Source organism: Niallia sp. M35, from assembly GCF_050971705.1.
GTDB lineage: Bacteria > Bacillota > Bacilli > Bacillales > Cytobacillaceae > Niallia > Niallia circulans_A.
Map to the genome: position 1 here is coordinate 296,601 of NZ_JBPCEP010000005.1, position 23,080 is coordinate 319,680.

Sequence of the window (23,080 nt, forward strand, 5' to 3'; positions counted from 1 at the left end):
TTTATTAAGAAATGACGTTAAAGTTCCACACAAGTATAAGTGACCTTTAAAATCATTCATAAATGGAATAGATTGTCCATAATAATAAGAATAGAAGAATAGAAGATTACAAGATATGCGAAAGAGAAAAAATACACAACCGTGAGAATAAATATTTTATTCTATGGAGAAGAATCATTCCTATTTGATTTGCTGCTTGGATAGAAACAAAAACTAATAAAAGTTAGAGAGGTAAACGTATGAATCAACAACCATTCTTCCCTACCTTCATCGAAAGCTACTTTATTGCCTTAGGGGTTATTTTAGGAGGCGCACTTTTAGGTGGACTTGCTGCATTTCTAACTGGAAAACCACTCCTTACTGAAATCATTCGCATTTCTGGAATCATCAAAATTTGGGCGATTGTTACAGCGATTGGCGGGACATTTGATGCTATTGATACGATTGAAAAGGGAATCTATGATGCTGGTACAAAAGACTTGTTCAAACAAATCTTATTAATTGTTTCTGCTTTTGGAGGAGCACATACAGGCATTACAATTATTAAGTGGATTACACAGGAGTATATATAAATGAGAATTCCACCATATTATAAAAATCAAGCTGTACAACGTTTTTTTGCCGGAATGGTTATCGGTGGAGTAATCAGTTGGTGTATTTTTGTCTTTATTTTTGGTGTATGGCAGGAACGATATAGCTCGGAAATTAAAACACAGAAATCAACTATTGAGGATTTAGAAAGAGAGAAAAAAATATGGCAAGAGGAATTTGCTGCCCAAAATAAAACGACCGAAGAAAAGCTGACAGTCGAGGATATCGTTGTAAAGATTAGCAATGCAGATAAAGAAAAATATGATATTAAGCCCTTTAATGCCTTAGAGATGGAAGATGCCATTAAAGAAGATTTATCGACCATTATTGCAAAAGACCTCGATATGGTCTATAAAAGTCGCGCACTGTTAAAAAAATCGATTGAAAACAAAGTAGTTGTTTCTGATAAAAAGCGTTATAAATTTAAAGTAACAGAGTTGATTATTTATACAACAGTTCATGTCGAATTAAGAGTCACCTTTGGCGATTAAAAAAAGGGGCTATCCGTCAAGCATAACGGAGCAGCACCTTTTTTCTTTCTTGACGAATAATTAAACTATTAGAGAATTACCTTATCTACAAACTTCCTCTAAATCCTTCACTACTTTACCTGCATCATCCCATTGATAAATGGTTGCGCCTGAGGCCATTGGATGTCCTCCACCATTATAATTTTTTGCAATTCCATTAATAACTGGACCTTTGGAACGCAATCTTACGCGAATCTGATCTGCTTCTTCAATAAAAAAGACCCATGCTTTTAAACCTTTTACACTCCCTAAACTGCTAACAAGTAACGATGCCTCTGCAGGAGTTGCCTGAAATTGAGCTAATATTTCCTTATTAAGCTTCATACTTGCTACTCCATTGGCATGAACTTGAAAATTTTGCATAACATAGCCACTTAGCTTGACAATATGAGGATCGAGTTCATACATTTGATCATACATTTCTGTGCGCGAAAAAGAATATTTGATTAATTCTCCAGCATAATGAAATGTTTTTTCTGATGTGCTTGGATATAGAAATCTCCCAGTATCTCCAACAATTCCCGCATATAGCAGCCTCGCAGACTCATCACTCATCTTTAGCCCCTGATCTTTTCCATACAAATAAAATTCATAGATCAACTCACTTGTGGAACTTGCTGTAGTCTCTACCCAAACTATATCGCCATATGCATCATCATTGGGATGATGATCTATCTTTATTAGCATTTTCCCAGTCAGGTAGCGCTGATCACATACTCTTTCTTGATTAGCCGTATCACATACAATCACCAACGCATCAGCATAGGTGCTGTCATCAATGACATCTAGTCTTCGCAAAAAGTTTAAGGAAGCTTCTTCTTTTCCTACCGTATAGACGTTTTTATCCGGAAAAGAAGTTTTTATGATTTCTGCTAATCCACCTTGCGATCCATATGCATCTGGATCTGGACGGACGTGTCTATGAATAATGATAGTATTAAAGGCTTTTATAGCATCTAATATTTTCTGTTTCATTTATTTCTCCCTTCATTAATGACGATCAATTAATTGACACATCATCATCGCTTTTCCAACAAGTATTCCATGGTTAAACACTTCTACATCCACTTTCCCAAATTTTCGTCCAACTTCTAAAATTTTAGGAACTATTTCAATGACACTATCCATTTGAACTGGCTTAATAAAATAGATGGTCATATTTTCGACAACTAAATCACCTTTTTTAAACCCTCTTAGTACTCTGTTCGCCGCTTCGGAAACAACCGTAGTAAACACCCCATAAGATATGGTCCCTAAGTGATTAGTCATTTGCGGAGTTACTTCACAGGAAAAGCTTGTTTCCCCTTTGTTTTTTCCTTTAGTCAATAAGACATGCTTTGTGACAATATCATCAATCGTTTCCCCAATTTGCGGTTGCCTTTGGTTCATTTGCAACGCTTTTAATACATCTTGTCTACTAATAATCCCTTCTAGCTTATTTGCTTCATCTACAACTGGCAGGACTTCAATTCCTTCCCATACCATCATATGAGAACAAGAAGCAACACTTGTTTTGCCACTAACCGTCATTGGGTGTTTTGTCATGACTTTATCAATCGTCATATCCATCGATTTTCCAATGACATCTTTTGAAGTAATCATCCCTTGTACTTTTAAGCTTTGATCCACTACTGGGAAACGACCGTGTAATGTTTCTTTATTATATTTATGCCATAAAGCCACATCATCTGTTGTCTTTAGATAAATCGTATCTTTAAGCGGTGTTAAAATATCTTCTACTAAAACAATTTCTTTTTTTATGAGCTGGTCATAGATTGCCCGGTTTATCATCGTTGCCACAGTAAATGTATCATAGCTTGTTGAAATTATTGGGAGTTGCAAATCGTCTGCTAAACGTTTCACATGCTCCTCTGTATCGAATCCACCTGTAATTAAAACCGCAGCACCAGCTTTTAATACATGTTCATGTGCCCGTACACGGTTCCCTATGATCAAAAGGTTTCCAGGACCTGTATAACGCATCATCGCATCTAATTTCATCGCCCCAATAACAAAACGATTTAAAGTTTTATGTAAACCAGCTCGCCCACCAAGAACTTGTCCATCTACAATATTAACTACTTCTGCATAGGTTAACTTTTCAATATTTTCTTTCTTCTTTCGTTCAATTCTAATCGTACCAACTCTTTCAATGGTACTTACATACCCTTTATTCTCTGCTTCTTTTATCGCTCTATATGCTGTTCCTTCACTTACATTTAATGCTTTCGCAATTTGTCGAACAGAAATTTTTTCTCCTACTTGTAATTCATCAATATAATTTAATATTTGCTCATGTTTTGTAGCCAAATTACCACCCTCTTTTAAGAAAAGCACACTGCTTCTCGCAAACAAACTTAGAAAATTCTATTGCTTATATCTCTCGTTTGCTCTAAGCGAATACTGCCTGTACTAGACATTTTCATACCATTTCTTGCAATTTATTATAATTTATTCATCTATGTTTCAATAGTTTGCGGCTAACTATTAATTTCTTCTCTTTAAAGCTGCCTTCTTTAGTATCTATGTTTTCCCTAAGTAAAAAATCTATTGAAAAAAGCTTGTATATCTTTATTATAGAGTGAACTACTAGGGTATTCAATGAATTCTCTGTTAATCGGCATTAAAACATTCAGTCATTTCGTTTTTGTGTGGAGTATATCTTTTGTGAACATCTTATTTCTTTTTAAAAAGTCTGATTGGTTTTAACATATTACAAGCAAAAAAGGGCTGGAAGAAAATAATCCCAGCCGAAGAAAAACGAACCACTATACGTATATCACCAATAAAGCCTCATATAATTATTTATCAACAAACGGATCCTTATTTATTAATAACGGGAGATAGATTGTTCGTTTTAATTCTATCCCTCTCCTTTTTTATCTTATTGGTAATAATAGATTTTCTTCTTTTTCTGCACTTTACTATAAGACCTTTTGGCTGTTCGTGGTTTTTTAGGGGTATATAGTAATGCCGTTAAATTTCCCGCTACCACCATTAAGGCAAAGGCTAGCCATGTAATCGAAAATATTCCTTCAACTCCATCACTGAAGGGAGAAAGTCTTGGCATGCCATAATATAAAAGAACACCACATAGTAATATACATAATAAATATCTATTCTTATTCATAGTCGCTAAAACCTCCTTGATACTATCCTATGCGGACAAGAATAAAAAAAGTATTTAAAATTAGCTAAAGCATCTATTCACACAGAAAATTTCGCAAGTCTAAATATTTACATACACGACTTATGTTGATAATCTTATAGGATAAGAATAATATTTAACTCGTCCTACAATATAAGAAAAAGGAAAAAGTATAGACTTGTTAAGAAACACTTGGAGGTAGGTTGAATTGGAAAAAAAAATAGCGTCTCTAGCAAATTGGATGAAGCAGGAAGAAATTGATTTCACCTTTTTAACATCTACAGATAATATTTTCTATTTTAGCGGATTCTATAGTGATCCACATGAAAGATTATTGGCTTTGATTGTCTTCCCAGAAAACGATCCGATATTAGTTTGTCCTGCAATGGAAACAAATGATGCAAAAAATGCCGGGTGGAACTATGATATCATCGGCTATAGCGATACAGAAAATCCATGGGAAACTATTCAAAGTATGGTTCAAAGCCGTACAAGCCGTACAAGAAAAGTAGCTCTTGAAATGGATCACATGAATGTGGCAAGATATCAGGCACTTCAAACATCATTTCCTAACATTGAAGGATATGTTTCTGCAGAAGAAAAAATTAATACTTTGCGCATGATAAAAACATCAGATGAATTAGCTAAGATAAAAGAAGCTTGTAAATGGGCTGATTTTGCTATTGAAGTAGGCTGTAATGAAATAGTAGAAGGCAAATCTGAAATGGAAATTCTAGCTGCTATTGAATATGAATTAAAGAAACAAGGAATTGGTAAGATGTCCTTTTCAACCATGGTACTAACTGGAGTGAACGGCGCTTCCCCTCATGGAAATCCAGGAGAGACAAAAATAAAAAAAGGAGACCTAGTATTATTCGACTTGGGGGTTGTTGTTGATGGATATTGTTCTGATATAACAAGAACAGTGGCATTTGGCGACATTAATGAGAAGCAAAAGGATATTTATGATACAGTTTTAAAAGCTCAGCTAACAGCTATCGAAGCCTCTAAGCCTGGCGTTTCTTGTGCTACTGTTGATCTAGCTGCTCGTAACACAATAAGAGAAGCTGGTTATGGCGAGTTTTTCCCTCATCGTTTAGGACATGGATTGGGTATTAGTGTTCACGAATTCCCTTCCTTAACTGAAACAAATTCCCTTGTTTTACAAGAAGGTATGGTATATACAATCGAGCCGGGCATTTATGTACCGAATGTTGCAGGAGTCCGGATAGAAGATGATGTATATGTTACAAAAGATGGAGTAGAGATTTTAACAAAATTTCCGAAAGAGCTTCAAATTATTCAATAAATGGTAAATAAGAAAATCCGCTTGATTTTTTACTAATTATTATGCGGGTGCCAAACACAAACCTGTTTTCTAAAAACCCCAACGATAATTCGGAGTTTCCTCTAGCATCTCCATATAATCGTTGGGGTTTATATTTGGTTAGAATACTTAAAACCACTATTATCATCTCTTTTAAATGTACTTGCACCTAATTTTATATTTTACATAAAATACCTAAACTTAAAAGGGGCAGAAAAGGGGGATGAAGAGAATGGTTAAATATGTAGATTATACAGATCCAAAAGTCCAATACCATTTTGATGTAAATAAAAGTAATTTTTTCACAAGAGACAGTCATAACTATATTAATGTTTTAGGAGAACAACAGTTAAATTCGTTAGAAAATGTATCCTTGCTAGATATCTATTTAAGTAAAGATATTGTTGTAGAACCACATATTCACCAAAATGCGGCAGAGCTCGTATACTGCATTTCTGGTTCTGCTACTGTTTCACTGTTAAATCCTTTCACAAAAAAAGTTCTAAACTATACCATTACGCCTGGCCAAGTAGCTAATGTTCCTCAAGGCTGGTGGCATTATGAAATCGCAAATACAAATAAGACGCATTTATTAGCTATATTCAATGCACCTACACCTGAAGCAATCTTTGGCTCTGATTTACTTCGTCTAACTCCTCCAGACTTAATGGCACATACTTATTCATTAGATCTCAATAAGTGGAAATCCACCATCTCTCCTATTAATAAAACAACGATTCTAGGTCCGGCTATTAGTAGAAATAGCCCTAGCCAAAATTATTATGCTGACGCCAATTATCCTCAGCCTATCTATCAGCCTTACTACATTCCAAGAAATTACTAACAAATAGAGTTCAGATGAGGTACCAAAAATTATTCATTAAAAAAACGACTTTTTTATGACAGCACTCATAGGCTGGTTAGTAGGGAGCGCTGAGGGAGGTTCAGCCTACTTCATGTATCCGTAGATTAAACAAACTAGTTTTGCTCTTCCTACTGTCCTTTTTGTTTTAGTCTTTTATTTGTTTCTGCTCTTTGTCCAAGAAGGCATCAACCGCGCCGTCGTTATAGGAATCCATCACTTGGGCAGTTACTTCTTCGCTTCCCTTTTCATCAAATTCAAAATCATTCTGTATTCTTTCATTTTGTTTGTGCATCCCTATTCCTTCCTTTCTTATTTTCTTCCCTATTATTTGAATGAAAAGTTAACCTTATGCATGAATTGGGTATATAATAGAAGGAGATAAACTTAAGGAGTGAATGCTATGAACGTAAACTATCAAAACATTATTGTGGCAGTAGATGGTTCAGATGAGGCTGATAATGCTATAAAGAAAGCGATTTCGATAGCAAAAGAAAATAATGCTAGGCTTGTCATTGCCCACGTTATTGATACGAGATCTTTTGCAACGGTAGCTGCGTACGATCAATCCATTGCAGCTAAATCAGATGAATTCGCTAATGAGCTCTTAGATAAATATATTGTTCAAGCAACTGCAGCAGGAGTTCAGAATGTTGTAAAGGCAATTGAATTCGGTTCTCCAAGAGCAGTAGTTCCTCGGGAAATTGCGACAAAGTATAAAGCAGATTTAATTGTGTGTGGAGCGACAGGTTTAAATGCCGTTGAGAGATTTATTATCGGTAGTGTCTCTGAAGGAATTACCAGAAATGCTCCTTGTGATGTTTTAATTGTTAGAAGCAGTGATCAATAGATATAAAAAGAAGAAAGTTCTATTATAGAAAGCAGTGTTTGCAATCAAATAATAGAACTTTCTTCTTTTACTTCACTTCTTCTTTTTCCCAAACACAAAGCTTTGCTTTTTCAATCGCTTGCTTTATTTGGGTAAATCCAGTTCCGCCAGCACTATTTCGTCTTTCAACTGCCGTTCTGGGATTTAATACATGGTAGATATCCTGTTCAAATAAGCTGCTCGCTTCTTGTAATTCTGTAATACTTAAATCCTGCAAATAACATTTTTTATTCACACAATATAGAACCAATTTCCCTACTACTTCATGCGCCTCTCTGAAAGGCATCCCTTTTTCTGATAAATAATCAGCTAATTCTGTAGCATTAGAAAAGTCATTTTTCGTGGCATTTTCCATTCCTTGCTCATTAACCTTCATTGTTTGAATCATACCAGCAAAAATGCGCAAAGAGCCAACCACCGTTTTTACGGTATCAAACATCCCTTCTTTATCTTCCTGCATATCTTTATTGTAAGCTAAAGGCAAACCTTTCAATACAGTTAACAAGCCCATTAAATTTCCATAAACCCGCCCGGTTTTTCCACGGATTAATTCAGCCATATCTGGATTTTTCTTTTGGGGCATAATGCTGCTTCCCGTGGAAAAACTATCGTCTAATTCAATAAATTTAAATTCTTGAGAAGACCAAAGAATAATTTCTTCACTAAAGCGCGATAGATGCATCATTAAAATAGAACTAGTCGATAGAAATTCTAGGATAAAGTCACGATCGCTTACTGCATCCATACTATTTTCATAAATGGAATCAAAGCCAAGTAGGTCAGCACTATAGGAACGATCAATAGGAAAGGTTGTTCCTGCTAAAGCACCGGCACCTAGTGGTGATACATTAATTCTCGTTACGTTTTCCTGATATCGCTGTTTGTCTCTTTCAAACATCCAGAAATACGCCATTAAATGATGCGCAAAAGAGATAGGCTGGGCACGCTGAAGATGTGTATACCCAGGCATTACTGTTTCAATATGATGCTCTGCCTTTTCCAACAACGCGCTTTGCAGCTCATTCAATAATTGAATAATTTGCTTTACTTGTGTTCGCAGGTAAAGATGCATATCTGTTGCAACTTGATCATTTCTACTTCTACCAGTATGGAGCTTCCCACCTATAGGACCAATTAAATCCGTTAATTTACTTTCTAAATTAAGATGGATATCTTCTAATTTTACAGAAAAAGTTAATTCATCCTTTTCTGCTTGCTTTTTTAACGTAAGTAACCCATTTTTGATTTTCTCTGCCTCTTCTACTGACAATATCCCTGTTTTAGAGAGCATTGCCACATGGGCAATGCTCCCTTCTATATCTTCTAATACTAGCTCCTGATCAAAGGAAATGGACGCACCGAATTCATCTACCCATTCCTCGGCAGATTTTGTAAATCTACCTCCCCATAATTTCTTCACACAGACACCTTCTTGTCGTTTTCCACAATGCTTTGAACCTTTGTAGGAAGTCCCCAAAGTTTAATGAAGCCAACCGCTGCTGCATGATCAAACTCATCGTCGGAAGTATACGTAGCAAGTTTTTCATCATATAAAGAATATGGTGATTTTCTTCCTTCTACAATCGCATGCCCTTTAAATAGTTTCACGCGAACCGTTCCTGTCACGTTTTTCTGGGTTTCTTGCAAGAAAGCTTGCAATGCTTTTGTAATTGGAGAGAACCAAAGTCCCTCATAAATAACTTCTGTGATTTTCTTTTCGATAACTGGTTTAAAATGTGCTACTTCTTTTACAAGCGTAATATCTTCTAATTCTTTATGTGCTTTCATCAATGTTAAAGCACCTGGACATTCATACACTTCTCTTGATTTAATTCCTACTAATCTATTTTCTACATGATCGATTCTACCCACACCATGTTTTCCGGCGATCTTATTTAACTCAAGAATTAGCGCAGATAAAGAATAAGTAATACCATCTATGCTGACAGGGACACCTTCCTTAAATTCAATTTCAATAATATCTGCTTGATCAGGAGCATTTTCGAGACTTACTGTTAAGTCATACGCTTCTTCTGGAGGGGCAGCCCAAGGATCTTCTAAAATTCCACATTCATTGCTTCTTCCCCATAGATTTTGGTCTATAGAAAATGGACTATCCAAGTTAACCGGGATTGGAATATTTTTTTCTTTTGCATAAGCAATTTCTTCTTCACGAGACCATCCCCACTCGCGGACTGGTGCTAATACTTTTAAATTAGGATTTAATGCTTGGATAGATACTTCAAAACGCACTTGGTCATTTCCTTTTCCCGTACATCCATGTGCGACCGCAATAGCATTTTCTTTTTCTGCTACTTCTACTAATTTTTTGGAAATTAAAGGTCTAGATAATGCAGAGACAAGGGGATACTTTCCTTCATAAAGGGTATGTGCCTGCATAGCAGTAAGTGCAAAATCCTGTGCGAATTCTTCTTTTGCATCGATGACATAAGATTGAACTGCACCAACCGAAAGTGCTTTTTGTTGTATAAAGTTCAAATCCTTTCCTTCACCAACATCTAAGCAGCAAGCTACTACATCATAACCTTGATCCTGTAACCATTTTATTGCTACAGATGTATCTAATCCTCCTGAATATGCTAAGACTACTTTTGGATTTGCCATTACCTAATTCCTCCTATATGCGAATAAATATTCATTTATTTATATTTTTATTCAAAAACTATATGTATCACTTTAACAACTTTCCCTAATAATTTCAATAGAATTTTTATAAAAATTTAAATAATTTTATTTTTATACACACAAAAAGATAGGAAGTCTCAGTATACATCCTATTAATAAACTAATTATTTGTATCTATAAAAATAAGCTTAATGTTTTATGCATTATTTTATACATTTCATTACTAGATAAATCTATTTTTATATATAAAAAAGGTCAACCCTTTTCTTTACATGAAAAGTTATTGACCTTTTTATTATTATTTATGCAACTCGCTGACGACATGACTTAATTCAGGAAGGATTAATTTGTTCATCGCAAGCCGTACAGCCCCTGTAGATCCTGGAGTACAAAAAATGACCGTATTATTAATCGTTCCAGCAATCGCTCTTGATAGTATGGCACTAGAGCCTATATCTTCTGTATAGCTTAACATTCGAAACAGTTCTCCAAATCCATCTAATTCTTTTGTTAAAAGAGGTTTAATAGCTTCGATGGTAACATCCCTTGGTGAAATTCCTGTCCCTCCATTTAGGAGAATACAGTCTATTTCAGCTGATTGCACGCCCGTTATTATCTCTTGTACAATTTGTTCTTTCTCATCCTTTACAATGACATACTTTTGTATAGAATGGTTTTCCTGTTCTAGCAGATCAATCATCAATTTACCGCTTTTATCATTTTCCTCAGATCTTGTATCACTAACGGTTATTATTTTACAGCCCACCTGTAAGTATTGATGCTTCGTATGGATTTGTTTATTCATCTTTCCCCACTCTTTCGCTCGTTTTCTTTCTCCACTGTAAAATATGCTTCATGTGTCTTATCCAATAATAACGATGCTTTGTCGCGTGTAAATAAATGAAGGCGATGCATTGGTCTTGTCATTGCTACATATAAAAGCTTTAAATCTATTTCTTCTTGGGAAAAAGACTCATTTAACGTAAAAAGAAGAACTGCGTCAAATTCCAGTCCCTTGGAAAGGTAGCTTGGGACAATAATTAAATAATTCTTTTCAAGATCTTCATTTTCTTGAAGAAATTGGACATTAGGCACTTTTCTTTTTTGCATCTCTTTCAATATTGCTTTACATTCTTCCTCTGTTTTACCAATAATAGCAATAGAGTGATAACCGTCATTATGCAGTCGATCTGCTACTTGAATCATTCTGTCAACCAATTCTTGTTTTTGCTCATATAAATGAACAGTTGGTTTTTCTCCATGGCGGACAACTGGTTTTACTTTGGGCAAATCTTCATTGACTAAATGCAAAATTTCATTTGCCAAAAACATAATTTCAATCGTAGTCCGGTAGCTTTTTTGCAAGGTCATATAATTCGCGCGCGGAAAAATAGTTTGCTGTAATGTCTGCCAGTTCTGTAATCCTCGATAGGAGTGAATCCCTTGTGCTAAATCTCCAACAAGGGTAAACATATCTGTTTCTAGTCCTGCTTTTAAGGCATATAGCTGAAATTCGCTATAATCCTGCACTTCATCAATGACAATATTCTTCGCTCGATATTCTTTATCTATGCCAAATATTTTATACTGCAAATAAAATAATGCCCCTAAGTCCTCGATTTCCACTTTCTTTTGTTTTAATATCTTTCGCTGGAAGGCAATCAAATAATCTAATTGCTTTTCTGTTAGCGAATCTTCCGTATATTTTCTAAGGAGCTCCTTATCCGCAAATAATCTGGAATAATACCCATATAAATCGGTTGTTTCCATCGTCTTCATATATCTTCTAACAGCAGTTGATGCTTCTTTCTTTACTGTTGCTAATCTTTCTGCCTTCGTGTCTAGAAAATAGACAACTTTCTCTTTACGCTTTGTATCTTCTTTTATCTTTAAGGCTCGATCTAATGCATCTTCATACTTATCTTCCAACTTACTTAAGATTATTTTCTTTTTCCGTTTTAAATCAGCTTGTAAGATTCCCTTTATTTTCTCTTTCCGTTTGATTAAAGGAAGATAATCGTATTCCTTCTTAAATAAACGCTCCAGTTTCTTTGCTCCATATAACGGGAATTTTTCTACCCGAAAATCTTCTTTTGGACTCATTTCATTACATATATCCACTAAATATTTATCCATTACCTTTTTATATTCTAAAGATCCTTTATAACGGGAAAGCCACTTAACCAATTCTTCTTGTTTGTTCGTATGATTTATAAATGTTAGTAGTTTTTTATTTGACTGAATTACTTTCATTTTCTTGCCAATGCATAGTAAAACATAATCTAGGAATGTCGTTTGGCGAATCTTCTCTACGCCCAAATCAGGCAGTGCTTGTGCAATATATCCGATAAACATATTATTTGGCGCAATAATCATTAATTGCTCAGGTTGAAAATATTTTGCATAGTTATAGATAAAATAGGATATTCGGTGTAAAGCAATAGTTGTCTTACCACTTCCGGCCGCTCCTTGCACAATGATCGGTCGATTTAAATCAGCTCGAATTATTTCATTTTGTTCTGCTTGAATGGTTGAAATAATCTCTGTTAGTCGTTGGTCTGCTTTTCCAGCAAGAGATTGCTGCAATAATTCATCTGTCGTCGTTAAATCTATATCCTGATAATGAAGGAGCTCCCCTTTTTCAATTTTAAATTGTCTTTTTAACGATAAATGCCCATCAATCGTTTCTTCATTGACTTCATATGAAACTTCTCCCAATCGTCCATCGTAATAGACATTTGCAATTGGTGAACGCCAGTCTACTATAATTGGTTTTTGTGTGTCTTTTTCAAAAAGCGATGTCTTTCCTAAATAATAGACATTCTTTTGGGATTTCCCTTTCATTTGATAATCAATCCGCGCAAAATAGGGAGCATCTAAAATACGTTTTAAAATACTTAACTCGGTTGTTGCAAGCTGCAAAAACTTACTATTCGTTAAATAGTTGATATAACTCAAACTACTGTCAAGCGCCTCTTCATTGCTTATGGATTCTCGCACATTTTCCTGTAAAGTCCCTTGATTGATTTGCGCCTCATGCAAAACGTCATTCATATAATTTTTCGTATATTCAAGTCTTTTCTTTTCCTGTTCCCATTCGTCTATTGAAAAGTCTTCCATTGTTTCCCCTTTCTCCATTTATAAGAAACTTCCATCCGTATTTTAGTCCACGGTTGCTGCACCTATCTCAAAGTCGGATAAATTCTATCTTGTTTGCTTAGTAAATAGCTTTTTTGATAAAAATGATTTGCCATTTCCGTCATCCTTTTCGTAAAATGGTAATTCGCAGCTGCTCCTATTATGGTACCAGCCTTACTGTATTTCCTTTTAAGAAATAAAATAAAGGAAAGCTTTATCAGCTCATTTAATAAAGAATGCAGCATCTTTTCCTGAACTATTTCATCCTTTCCATCATAAAAGAAACCTTGCTGTTCTTGCTCTAATTCATCCATTAGCTCATTCCATGCTTCTTTTCGCTGCTCATGCGGTAAACAGCCTGCACAGAAAACTTTCAATGCCGTCATGATTTCATTGGGACTATCTGCTGGTCTCCCATATAGCGAAGCAAGAACCTGAACGGATCGAAGATTAATAATAAGCATCGAGAGAAAATCTCCCATGAAAAAACCAGTATGCTTTGAAGCCAAAGCCCCTTGGACCGAGGCAAGCATCCTGTAATGAGCCATTTGTTTTTCTGCAATGGATTGTAATTGGTCTATACTCAATTTTGTCATATCTCTTAAAGTGAAGATGGATTCATTATGTACTCTTGCCTGCTGCATAATTTTTTGGGCGGTGTTTCGTTGAAATGTGGAATTAATTAAGATGGCATGAAGATGAAATAAGATATTATTAAGTGATCGTACAATTTTTTGTTTTTGCCATTCAGGTAAATAGGATAAGCCAGTATCTATGTAATCTGAATAAAGATGGAGAATTTTGATTGGGCGCTCACTTTTCCTTTCCTTTTCCCATTGTTCTATTTTATCCAAATAATAAGCTTCAGCTTTTGTAAGCATTTAATCCCCCCTGAATAATAAGAATCATTCCTTATTTTACTAAAAGAAGCCAATAAAAGACAATCTTTATCGTACATTGAGCTACGAAAAAGATTGTCTTGTTATTCTTATCCTAGATCTTTGCAGACTTAACTTAAATACCAGCTAATCTACAAACGTCTCTTGCAATCATTACTTCTTCATTTGTTGGAATTACCATTACTTTTACTGGAGAATGTGGATAGTTAACGAATGACTCTTCTCCAGAAATTTTATTCAATGTTGGATCCCAATATACTCCCATAAATTCAAGGCCTTGAAGAACTCTTGCACGAACAATTTCACTATTCTCCCCAATACCAGCAGTAAAGATGATTGCATCTACACCGTTCATTCCAGATGCATATGAGCCAATGTATTTATGGATGTTATCTGCAAAAATTCTCAATGCAAGTTCCGCACGATCGTTGCCTTCTTTTGCTTGCTCTGTAATATCACGTAAATCACTGGAGAAACCAGAGATTCCTAAAAGACCACTCTTCTTATTTAACACTTGTAATACTTCATCAGCAGATTGATCTGTTTTTTCCATGATAAATGGAATTAACGCAGGGTCAATATTACCAGAACGAGTTCCCATTGTAACACCTGCAAGAGGAGTGAATCCCATTGAAGTATCAACAGACTTTCCACCTTCAATAGCTGCAATACTAGCGCCATTTCCTAAGTGACATGAAATTAAACGTAATTGGTCAATAGGACGGCCTAATAATTCAGCAGCGCGTTGAGACACGTATTTATGGCTTGTTCCATGGAAACCATATTTACGAATTCCATATTGCTCATAATATTCATATGGAAGGCTGTATAAATAAGATTTTTCCGGCATTGTTTGATGGAACGCTGTATCAAATACTGCTACAGCCGGTACATTTGGCAATACATGTTGGAATGCACGAATACCAGTTAAGTTAGCTGGATTGTGTAAAGGCGCTAATTCAGATAAAGTATCAATTTTACCAATTACATCATCTGTAATTAATGCAGAATCAGCAAATTCTTCTCCGCCATGAACTACACGATGACCAATTCCTTCGATTTCATCTAAAGAAGCGATAATACCTAACTCTGTTAATTTGCCTAAAAGAATCTTTACAGCGACATCATGATCAGGAATTTCTGTAACTTCCTTGATTTTTTCTCCGTTGACAGAGATATTAAATACAGCATCAGTTAATCCAATACGCTCTATTAAACCTTTTGTAATTACTTCTTCACTTGGCATTTCGAACAATTGAAACTTTAGTGAAGAACTACCAGCATTAATCGCAATTATTTTTGCCATAAAATGATTTACTCCCCTTTTGTATAACAACTTTTTATTTATTTGCCTGACATTGAACAGATCGAATCATACAACAGACAAGATTTACTTCTTTCAGTTTTTCATTAAAACATTCTACTAGAAACATTTCAAGCACATTATGCCCAGTTATTCATTTTTTTTTAGATTTTCGTCGTTTTTTCGAAAAAAAGACAAATTTATGCCGATTATCTTCTATATAATAAAAGGAAACTGTCTTATAACACTTAACGTAATTTAAATTATTATCCTTATTTATTTGCTTGTATCCATGTGTCCAATTCACTTAAAACTTGTTCCATTGCACGCATATTAGAGAAGCTAGGCACTTTTGCAAGTAAAACTTGCTTTGGTGCTACTATATTATTCCCCTTTTTCTGTAGAATCAATATACTTTTTGCGGACTGTTTACTTTTGAAAAGCGTCTCTGGCAATTGCATTATTGCTTGTATGTGTACTTCTTCTTTTATATAGTCATGAAGTTTAGCCGCTTGCTCTGATTCAAATAAATTATTGGGAATAACAAAGAAAGCATAGCCACCAGGCTTAACATAATTTAAACTTTGTTCGATGAACAAATGATGTGCATATGTATGCCCATCTTCTGCTTTCACTTTAAATTCATTCGCACGAATATCGTTTGGATAATACCCTACTGGTAAATCACTTACGACAACGTCTACTGGATCGATAAACAAATGTTCTAAACTATCTTGGTTGAAAAATTCAATCGGTTGTTCCTGAAGATTAGCATTTACTAACGCTAACTGTAAAAGCAAGTCATCAATATCAACACCGTAGGCAGCGATGTTCTTACCGATTTGATGATTCATCACAGTGGTTAATAAATTCCCTGTCCCAACTGCCAAATCTAATAACCGAAGTTCTTCTTTCGTATAAAACTTTTGTACTAAATAACCAAACAGGATTCCAATTGAATCTGGTGTCATTTGATGATTAGGCTGTGTATTTTCTTTCATCCCTTTTAAAATGACTAATTGAAACGCTTTACGAATTTCCTCTTTTGAGTATTTAGCCAAGTGAATCGATTCATATGATTTTTTTAATCTTTTTTTACTTAATTCACTCAATTCTTCCTGTAAAATCGCTTCTTGAAAAATATTCTCTCCTGTTAAAGCTAAAGATTCTAAATACGTATATTCTAGTTCCTCTTGTATAATCAAAGCTGTTTCATTAAAAACTGTAAATAATTCTTCTACTGGAGAAATGTTCATTTTATCACCTAATTATTATAGATTTCTTAAAAAATAAACCAAATAAAAAGAGTCTGTCCCTTTTAAAAGGCCAAACTCTAGCTTATCATACGGTTAAGAAATTAACCAGATAATCGATTGTTTTATCTGCCATTCAGCAAATTAATTAGCTTCTTTTACTGCTTTGATTGCTGCCTCATAATTTGGATGGTTGCTTCCTTCACTAACATATTCAACATATGTTACCGTATCACTAGCATCTACTACGAAAACCGCACGTGCTAATAATCGCAATTCTTTCATCACTACACCATATGATTCCCCGAAAGACAAATCTCTATGGTCTGATACGGTAATAACATTATCCAACCCACTTGCTGCACACCATCTTCTTTGCGCAAAAGGTAAATCGACACTCACTGTTATTACTTCCACATTCTCAAGCTTGGAAGCTTCCTCATTAAATTTTCTTGTTTGTGCATCACAGACACCTGTATCAACAGAAGGAACTACACTAAAAAGACGAATCTTTCCTTTTGAGCTAGCTAAAGATACTTCTGACATATCATTCGCTAATACTGTAAAATCGGGAGCTTTGTCTCCAACTTTGATTTCGTTCCCAATCAGTGTGACTGGATTATGTTTAAAAGTTACATTTGCCATTGGTCTCTCCTCCATATTCTTATGTAATTACTTTCATCATATCGATAGTTGCTACTATTTGCAAAAAATACGAACTGTTTAAAGAACGTTTACAGGCAAAGTGAAACGAGCTCACCGATTCTTGTGAACTCGTTTTGCTAACAATTAAATTTGCGGCTTGCTGAATATTAAAATTCAATATCTTCTTTTTGTTGCTGTGATTGTCCTTCACTACTGTTGGAATCAGAAGACGAATCTTTCTTAGCAAACATTTGCTGAATTTTATCAACAGCTTGTGGAGCAATATCCAAGATTTTTTCATAAAGATGAGTACTTTCATCTAAGTGGACCATTTTTACTCCTTGAGCATTTACAATCAGAAATGCAATTGGTGTAATACTAACTCCACCACCGCTACCTCCACCAAAAGGATGCTTTGTTAAAGAATCATTTAATGAATGGTTCTCTAACGTAAATTCACTGCCTCCAGCCGCAAATCCAAATCCAACTTTAGACACAGTTAAAATCACACTGCCATCTGGTGTTTCCACAGGATCGCCAATAATCGTATTAACATCAATCATTTCTTTTAAATTTTCCATTGCAGTTGTCATTAAGCCTTGAATCGGATGATCTGACATTTTCCTATTCCTCCATTGTCTATTGTTTACTTTGGATAGACGTTTCCTTTGTTTTAAAATTAGGGAAACCATCTTTCCAATATTTCACCAGTTTAATTCCTGCCATCATAGCATGCCCTAACCGAAATTGAATCATACAAGAAAATAATGTTTCAGAGGCAACTCCCTGAAATTGAGGATAGATGTTTATTTTCGGCATATCATGCAGCTTCATATAATTACTAATCATTCCGATGATACTGCCTTTTACTGACCAAATAGCACCTGAAATCATCCCTGTATGTGCGGCATCTCCTAAACCTACAATAGAGCTCCATTCTATATTCTTTATTGTTAGTTTTGCTAAAAATGACCTTACTATGCGGTGAAAATGAACAACATGATTTAATAGCTCTTGGGAATTGGACAAAAAATTTAATAAATCTGAGCCGGAAAATTGTTTTGTATCCTCTATTTTCTCTTTTTTGCCTGTTATTTCTGTTTCTTCTTCTATTACCAATGTCGGAGAGTCCTCATCTATTTTAATTAGAGGTATTGTCTTCTTATAGCGAATAATTCCAAATAACGCACGAACTTCTATTTTTAAATCATCGTTATCTTTCTTATGGTAATAGCGGATATGTATCGTTAATTTTAAAAAAAATGAAAATAGTAGAAGTAATAAAAAAGCACCAATTATAATAGCTAGAATGAAAAGAACTTTCATTTTGGTAACACTTCCCTTCAGCTTATTATTATTGGATAAAACAGCCAAAATTAAACATGCTAAGTCAGGTGGAATTACCAGAATCCGTATCTCACCCAATCAATACAAAAAACCTGAACAATTATACGAAAAATAAACATTTCCATATAATTGTTCAGGTCTATATTAGTTAGAATACTGCAATCCTAATCTCATTTTCTGTTAACGATCATGTACTACTGCCGTATCAGCAAATAAATCATGAATTCCTTGTTTCTTTGGTAAGAAGGCAACTAAAGCATATAAAATGAAAAAGCTGCTGGAGATAAATCGGCCTATCCACTCACGGAAAAGAATAGTATCCCATGTTAGTTTTTCTTTGTTTATCGGGACTACTTTTAACCCAAAAATCATTTTCCCTAATGTTTGTTTCAAAAATTTTGTCATTAGCACAAAATATAAATAAAACGTAATAGCAGTACAAATGTTTACCGTAGAGAAAATACCTGATTCATATAACGGGACATCTGCTATTCGTAAAATAGGATAGATTAGAATACGATTAACACTTGAAACAATAATTAAATCTGCCAAATATGCCCAAAAGCGCATCCAAAATCCTGCATATACATAAGAAACTTCCCCCAATGGCAACTTCTTTTCTTTTGGTACAATTGGTGTCTGCTCATTCCTATCTACTATTTCATTGTACGAAAAAGTAGTTTCTGACACCGTTTCTTCCTTTAAAGAATTTTCAGTTTCCAACTTTTCATGTTCATTACTCAATTAGTTCCCCTCCTATTCTGCATATAAATACATTAAACGAGGTGAGTTAGCATTTGTGACGATTTTTAATATATTTGCTAATTCTTTATCCTCACTTGTTATTAATTTTTTCGCAGTCATGCCAAACAAGGAACCAAAGCCAGTATTGTCCGTATACTTAACAACCGCAGCATCATTTAATTTATAGTCTGCTTTCATCTTTTCTACAACATCATCAAAATAACCAAAATCATCAATCAAATTTAATTCCTTCGCTTGTCTTCCATCATAGATACGACCATCTGCGATTTTCTTTACTTCTGCCTCTTTCATACCTCGTCCGTCTGCAATGACTTTAACAAAGCCCGCATAAGAATTATCAATTAATCGTTGTAAAATTTCTCTTTCTTCCTCTGTCATTTCTCTAGTAGAACTCATGATATCCTTGTATTTACCACTTTTAATTGTAACAAACTCGACTCCGTACTTTTCAGCAAGACCTTCAAAATTATATCCACTCATAATAACACCAAGCGATCCCGTTAATGTTTCAGGACTTGCAAAAATTTTATCAGCAGGAGCTGAAATATAATAACCACCAGAAGCTGCCATTGATCCCATTGATACGTAGACAGGTATTTTAGCTTCCTTTTGAATTTCCACTATTTTATCGTGAATCTGCGCACTTTCCACTACTCCTCCACCTGGAGAGTTCACTTTCAAAATAACTCCTTTTACACTTGGATCTTCTTTTATGTAATCCAGCTTTTCCATAAAGGAAGTATGGTTATAACCAGCTGCTGAAAAAAGAGAATCAGCATCCCCAGTATCCTGTATCGTTCCAGACACTTCTAGAACCGCTATTTTCTTAGCAATATTACCATCCTCTATGTATTCTTCTACATAAGGCGCTTTACCTTCGCCTAGAAATTGCCCAAATAACTCTTCCACATCGGTTGTAAATGCTATTGATACCAAACTAGTAATAATGGAGAAGGCAAAAATAACACCTGCTATTCCTAAAGCCGCCCAACGTTTTCCATTCATTCACTCAAAACCCCCTAATATTTGTTCTATTTTCTATACGTCCTACCAACAAAAATGTTTCAGAAAAACCAACTTCAATATTTATTATTTTACTTCTCATGCTATTCCTTTAGCTTCTTTCTTTTTTGCTGAAGAAAATAGCTTTGTTCGTGAAAGAGAATAAATTGTTAATGCAGACCAAATAAATATAAATGCTAATAAGTGTGCCGTTGTAAAAGGCTCATGATAGACAAATACACCAAGAATTAATGTCAATGTAGGTGTTAAGTATTGTATGAATCCTAGCATGGATAAAGGAATTCGCTGCGCTCCCTTAGCGAAAAATAATAACGGAACAGCTGTTAACACGCCTGATATAATTAACAAAAAGTCTAAACTGGTTGAAATGGCCAAAAAGGCATGATCCCCTTTAGCAAATAAATAACCGATATAAAGGAGTGCAAATGGGGTAATAAACATGGTTTCCAATGTTAATCCTACATCGGAATCAACTTTGATTAATTTTTTGGCCAAGCCATATAAACCAAATGTCATTGCTAAAGATATTGCTATCCAAGGAAAGGCTCCATGGGCGAATGTAATAATACAAACTCCAATTGCAGCTAATAAAACGGAAACATACTGGATCTTCGATAATTTTTCTTTCATCACAAAAATGCCTAATAATACACTTACTAATGGATTTATATAATACCCAAGACTCGTTTCGATTATTTTGTTGGCATTTACCGCCCAAATATAGATAAACCAGTTACAACTAACTAGCACAGAGGCTATAAATAGCATAATCCCCTGTTTTTTTTGATACTTAAAAGATCGTAGTGTTTGAAAAAACAGTGTCCATTTCCGTGTAATAGTTAGTAAAATACACATAAAAATAAACGACCAAACTATTCTGTTTGCAAGTATTTCATCTGCTCCTACTCCTTGCAGATGTTTCCAATATATCGGAAACAGCCCCCATATTAAATAGGAAATTCCCGCAAAGATGGCCCCTATCCGTACATTATTTTTCTCCATTTTTCATCGCTTCTTTCTATAATCGAAATATTCCATATTATATATATTTTTTTGGAGGCTGACAATCAATCTTTTTTAGAAATCTTTGGAATGGATTAACTTCCTCTGTTAATTACGTTCATACATTATTTCATTTCCAACAATCGTTTTCATTACCTTGATTTTCTCTATTTCATGTGGATTTACGTGAAAAATATCCTTATTTAAAATCGTAAAATCCGCTACATACCCTTTCTCAATTTTCCCCCGATCCTCTTCATGACAAATTGCATAGGCACTGCCTTTTGTATACAGGCAAACTGCTTCATAAATCGTTAAAGCCTCTTTGGGAATATATCCTTTTCCTTGTTTATCCTCTTGGTTAGATCTTGTCACTGCTGCTTGAATTCCTACTAAAGGATTCACATTTTCAATTGGAGCATCTGAACCTCCTGCACAATGCAACCCTTCTTCTAATAAAGTTTTCCAAGCATAACAGTATGCTAAATTTTCCTCTCCCAGTCTGTCGATAACCCATGGAAAATCGGAAACTACAAAGCTAGGCTGGATATCTAGTATTAAAGGTAATCCCTTCAAGCGTTCGATTAAATCCTTGCGCAGCATGGTTGCATGGATAAGACGGTCTCTCCCAAAGCCTTGCAAAGGATACTTTTCAATGGCATTCAACACCATCTCAAAGGCAGCATCCCCAATGGCATGTACAGCAATCGGGCATTCTTTTTCTCTAGCCATTGCTACTAGGTCATTTAACCTTTCTTGGGTAAAAATACTTACTCCATTTGTCGAAGGATCATCATGATACGGTCTACTTAAAAAGGCAGTTCTTCCTCCGAAAGCGCCATCTGCAAATATCTTCATGCTACCAAACTCTACCCATTCGGAACCACCTAAGTATTTCCCACCATCTTCTATCATCTCTTCAAACACTTCATGGTGCACAAGCAGATGGGCTCTAAATAGATTGCCCTCTTCTTCGATTACTTTTTTAAAGGACTGATATGTTCCTTTATATCCATGATAGTAATTTAAGTCTTCTGTATGAGCTCCAGTAAGGCCTAATCGATAAGCATCTTTAATTCCCGCTCGCAATGCATTCTCCACATATTCGTCTGTTACTTTTGGTAGAACACTTGTAATTAATTCTTGAGCTTGATCTTTAAATACACCGTTAGGATTGCCTAATTCATCCTTCTCCATAACTCCCCCGAATGGAACTGGTGTATCATTTGTAATATTGGCAATCTTTAAAGCATATGAATTCACCGCAATCGCATGCTTGCATATCCGATTAAGGAGAACGGGATGATTAGAAACATGCTGATCGATGTCCTTAGCTGTCAGGACTTTCTGTTCAGGCCACATGTTTTCATTCCAACCATCGCCAATAATCCATTGCCCTTCTTTAATATCCCTTGCATAACTAGCTAACATCTGTAAAGCTTCCTCTTTTGATGTGCAAGCAGATAAATTTAGTCTTAAAAGCTTTTCTCCGTGGCCAATCAAATGCATATGACTATCGACAAAGCCTGGTAGAAGCACATCGCCTTTTAAGTCTATTTCTCCCTCTATGGTTCCGCCATGTTTTTCTTGCAAATATTCCTTATCACCATAATCTACTATATACTGTCCATCTGTTAGTATAGCTTCTATGAGATCTCCGTCTTCTTTAAGTGTGTATATTTTCCCACCATAAATAAGTTTTTTCATGAAAA

At 35.0% G+C, this 23,080-nt stretch carries 23 protein-coding genes; 5 read left to right on the forward strand and 18 right to left on the reverse strand.

The genetic code is table 11. The annotated features are described in order from the left end of the window. Positions 1 to 239 precede the first annotated feature (239 nt). Together ytrH and ytrI are read left to right on the forward strand one after the other, a co-directional pair. Entirely contained in the window at positions 240 to 572 is a 333-nt protein-coding gene (gene ytrH, locus NiCM35_RS08910) for a sporulation membrane protein YtrH (protein WP_016202788.1), read from the forward strand. Beyond that, the gene (gene ytrI / locus NiCM35_RS08915) at positions 573 to 1,082 is read left to right on the forward strand and encodes a sporulation membrane protein YtrI (protein ID WP_433779257.1); all 510 of its coding nucleotides are present in this window, start codon (positions 573 to 575) and stop codon (positions 1,080 to 1,082) included. It begins immediately after the preceding gene. 81 nt (positions 1,083 to 1,163) lie between these two features. On the opposite strand, the gene NiCM35_RS08920 is transcribed toward ytrI, so the two are convergent. From NiCM35_RS08920 to NiCM35_RS08930, 3 genes are all read right to left on the reverse strand, one after another. Next, positions 1,164 to 2,096 (reverse strand): DHH family phosphoesterase, encoded by a 933-nt coding sequence (locus NiCM35_RS08920; RefSeq protein ID WP_123260680.1) that lies wholly within the window; start codon positions 2,094 to 2,096, stop codon positions 1,164 to 1,166. A gap of 15 nt (positions 2,097 to 2,111) precedes the next feature. Next, positions 2,112 to 3,431, reverse strand: a complete 1,320-nt coding sequence (locus NiCM35_RS08925; RefSeq protein WP_095332376.1) for a CBS domain-containing protein — start codon at positions 3,429 to 3,431, stop codon at positions 2,112 to 2,114. A 574-nt stretch (positions 3,432 to 4,005) separates the two neighbouring features. Continuing rightward, positions 4,006 to 4,251 (reverse strand): hypothetical protein, encoded by a 246-nt coding sequence (locus NiCM35_RS08930; RefSeq protein WP_095332378.1) that lies wholly within the window; start codon positions 4,249 to 4,251, stop codon positions 4,006 to 4,008. A gap of 226 nt (positions 4,252 to 4,477) precedes the next feature. On the opposite strand from NiCM35_RS08930, the gene NiCM35_RS08935 reads away from it, so the two are divergent. Together NiCM35_RS08935 and NiCM35_RS08940 are read left to right on the forward strand one after the other, a co-directional pair. Beyond that, positions 4,478 to 5,578 (forward strand): M24 family metallopeptidase, encoded by a 1,101-nt coding sequence (locus NiCM35_RS08935; RefSeq protein ID WP_249878029.1) that lies wholly within the window; start codon positions 4,478 to 4,480, stop codon positions 5,576 to 5,578. 250 nt (positions 5,579 to 5,828) lie between these two features. Next, a complete protein-coding gene (locus tag NiCM35_RS08940; protein ID WP_095332381.1) occupies positions 5,829 to 6,440 on the forward strand; it encodes a cupin domain-containing protein in 612 nt (203 codons plus the stop codon). 166 nt (positions 6,441 to 6,606) lie between these two features. Here the strand turns inward: NiCM35_RS08940 and NiCM35_RS08945 are convergent, their stop codons facing one another. Further along, positions 6,607 to 6,753: a hypothetical protein gene (locus tag NiCM35_RS08945; protein WP_163188279.1), complete on the reverse strand. Its 147-nt coding sequence runs from the start codon at positions 6,751 to 6,753 to the stop codon at positions 6,607 to 6,609. 108 nt (positions 6,754 to 6,861) lie between these two features. On the opposite strand from NiCM35_RS08945, the gene NiCM35_RS08950 reads away from it, so the two are divergent. Then, positions 6,862 to 7,308 (forward strand): universal stress protein, encoded by a 447-nt coding sequence (locus tag NiCM35_RS08950; RefSeq protein ID WP_095332383.1) that lies wholly within the window; start codon positions 6,862 to 6,864, stop codon positions 7,306 to 7,308. A 67-nt stretch (positions 7,309 to 7,375) separates the two neighbouring features. On the opposite strand, the gene argH is transcribed toward NiCM35_RS08950, so the two are convergent. The 14 genes from argH to NiCM35_RS09020 all read right to left on the reverse strand — a co-directional run bounded on the left by argH (position 7,376) and on the right by NiCM35_RS09020 (position 23,075). Next, complete coding sequence (gene argH / locus NiCM35_RS08955) at positions 7,376 to 8,767, reverse strand: argininosuccinate lyase (RefSeq protein WP_095332384.1); 1,392 nt, start codon at positions 8,765 to 8,767, stop codon at positions 7,376 to 7,378. Continuing rightward, positions 8,764 to 9,972, reverse strand: coding sequence for an argininosuccinate synthase (locus tag NiCM35_RS08960; RefSeq protein ID WP_095332385.1), 1,209 nt, complete (start codon positions 9,970 to 9,972; stop codon positions 8,764 to 8,766). Before NiCM35_RS08960 ends, argH begins: the two co-directional genes overlap by 4 nt. A 319-nt stretch (positions 9,973 to 10,291) precedes the next feature. Beyond that, positions 10,292 to 10,798 (reverse strand): MogA/MoaB family molybdenum cofactor biosynthesis protein, encoded by a 507-nt coding sequence (locus NiCM35_RS08965; protein WP_371472140.1) that lies wholly within the window; start codon positions 10,796 to 10,798, stop codon positions 10,292 to 10,294. Then, a complete protein-coding gene (helD, locus tag NiCM35_RS08970) occupies positions 10,795 to 13,131 on the reverse strand; it encodes an RNA polymerase recycling motor HelD (RefSeq protein ID WP_095332389.1) in 2,337 nt (778 codons plus the stop codon). Before helD ends, NiCM35_RS08965 begins: the two co-directional genes overlap by 4 nt. Before the next feature lie 44 nt (positions 13,132 to 13,175). Then, positions 13,176 to 14,012, reverse strand: coding sequence for an EcsC family protein (locus tag NiCM35_RS08975; RefSeq protein ID WP_095332390.1), 837 nt, complete (start codon positions 14,010 to 14,012; stop codon positions 13,176 to 13,178). Positions 14,013 to 14,145: 133 nt separating this feature from the next. Next, a complete protein-coding gene (locus NiCM35_RS08980; protein ID WP_095332392.1) occupies positions 14,146 to 15,336 on the reverse strand; it encodes an acetate kinase in 1,191 nt (396 codons plus the stop codon). Between the two features lie 269 nt (positions 15,337 to 15,605). Beyond that, positions 15,606 to 16,589, reverse strand: coding sequence for a class I SAM-dependent methyltransferase (locus NiCM35_RS08985; protein WP_171509851.1), 984 nt, complete (start codon positions 16,587 to 16,589; stop codon positions 15,606 to 15,608). A 141-nt stretch (positions 16,590 to 16,730) separates the two neighbouring features. Then, positions 16,731 to 17,231 carry a thiol peroxidase gene (gene tpx, locus NiCM35_RS08990; protein ID WP_163188430.1) on the reverse strand — a complete coding sequence of 167 codons (501 nt, stop codon included), beginning with the start codon at positions 17,229 to 17,231 and terminating at the stop codon, positions 16,731 to 16,733. Between the two features lie 167 nt (positions 17,232 to 17,398). Continuing rightward, the gene (ytfJ, locus tag NiCM35_RS08995) at positions 17,399 to 17,851 is read right to left on the reverse strand and encodes a GerW family sporulation protein (protein ID WP_095332397.1); all 453 of its coding nucleotides are present in this window, start codon (positions 17,849 to 17,851) and stop codon (positions 17,399 to 17,401) included. A 19-nt stretch (positions 17,852 to 17,870) separates the two neighbouring features. Then, entirely contained in the window at positions 17,871 to 18,557 is a 687-nt protein-coding gene (locus tag NiCM35_RS09000) for a DUF2953 domain-containing protein (protein ID WP_123260677.1), read from the reverse strand. Between the two features lie 201 nt (positions 18,558 to 18,758). Then, positions 18,759 to 19,211 carry an RDD family protein gene (locus NiCM35_RS09005; RefSeq protein ID WP_412973427.1) on the reverse strand — a complete coding sequence of 151 codons (453 nt, stop codon included), beginning with the start codon at positions 19,209 to 19,211 and terminating at the stop codon, positions 18,759 to 18,761. 123 nt (positions 19,212 to 19,334) lie between these two features. Next, the gene (gene sppA / locus NiCM35_RS09010; RefSeq protein ID WP_095332402.1) at positions 19,335 to 20,348 is read right to left on the reverse strand and encodes a signal peptide peptidase SppA; all 1,014 of its coding nucleotides are present in this window, start codon (positions 20,346 to 20,348) and stop codon (positions 19,335 to 19,337) included. Positions 20,349 to 20,444: 96 nt separating this feature from the next. Beyond that, positions 20,445 to 21,368: an EamA family transporter RarD gene (rarD, locus tag NiCM35_RS09015; protein WP_123258084.1), complete on the reverse strand. Its 924-nt coding sequence runs from the start codon at positions 21,366 to 21,368 to the stop codon at positions 20,445 to 20,447. Positions 21,369 to 21,476: 108 nt separating this feature from the next. Then, a complete protein-coding gene (locus NiCM35_RS09020) occupies positions 21,477 to 23,075 on the reverse strand; it encodes an amidohydrolase (protein ID WP_095332405.1) in 1,599 nt (532 codons plus the stop codon). Positions 23,076 to 23,080: the final 5 nt, after the last annotated feature.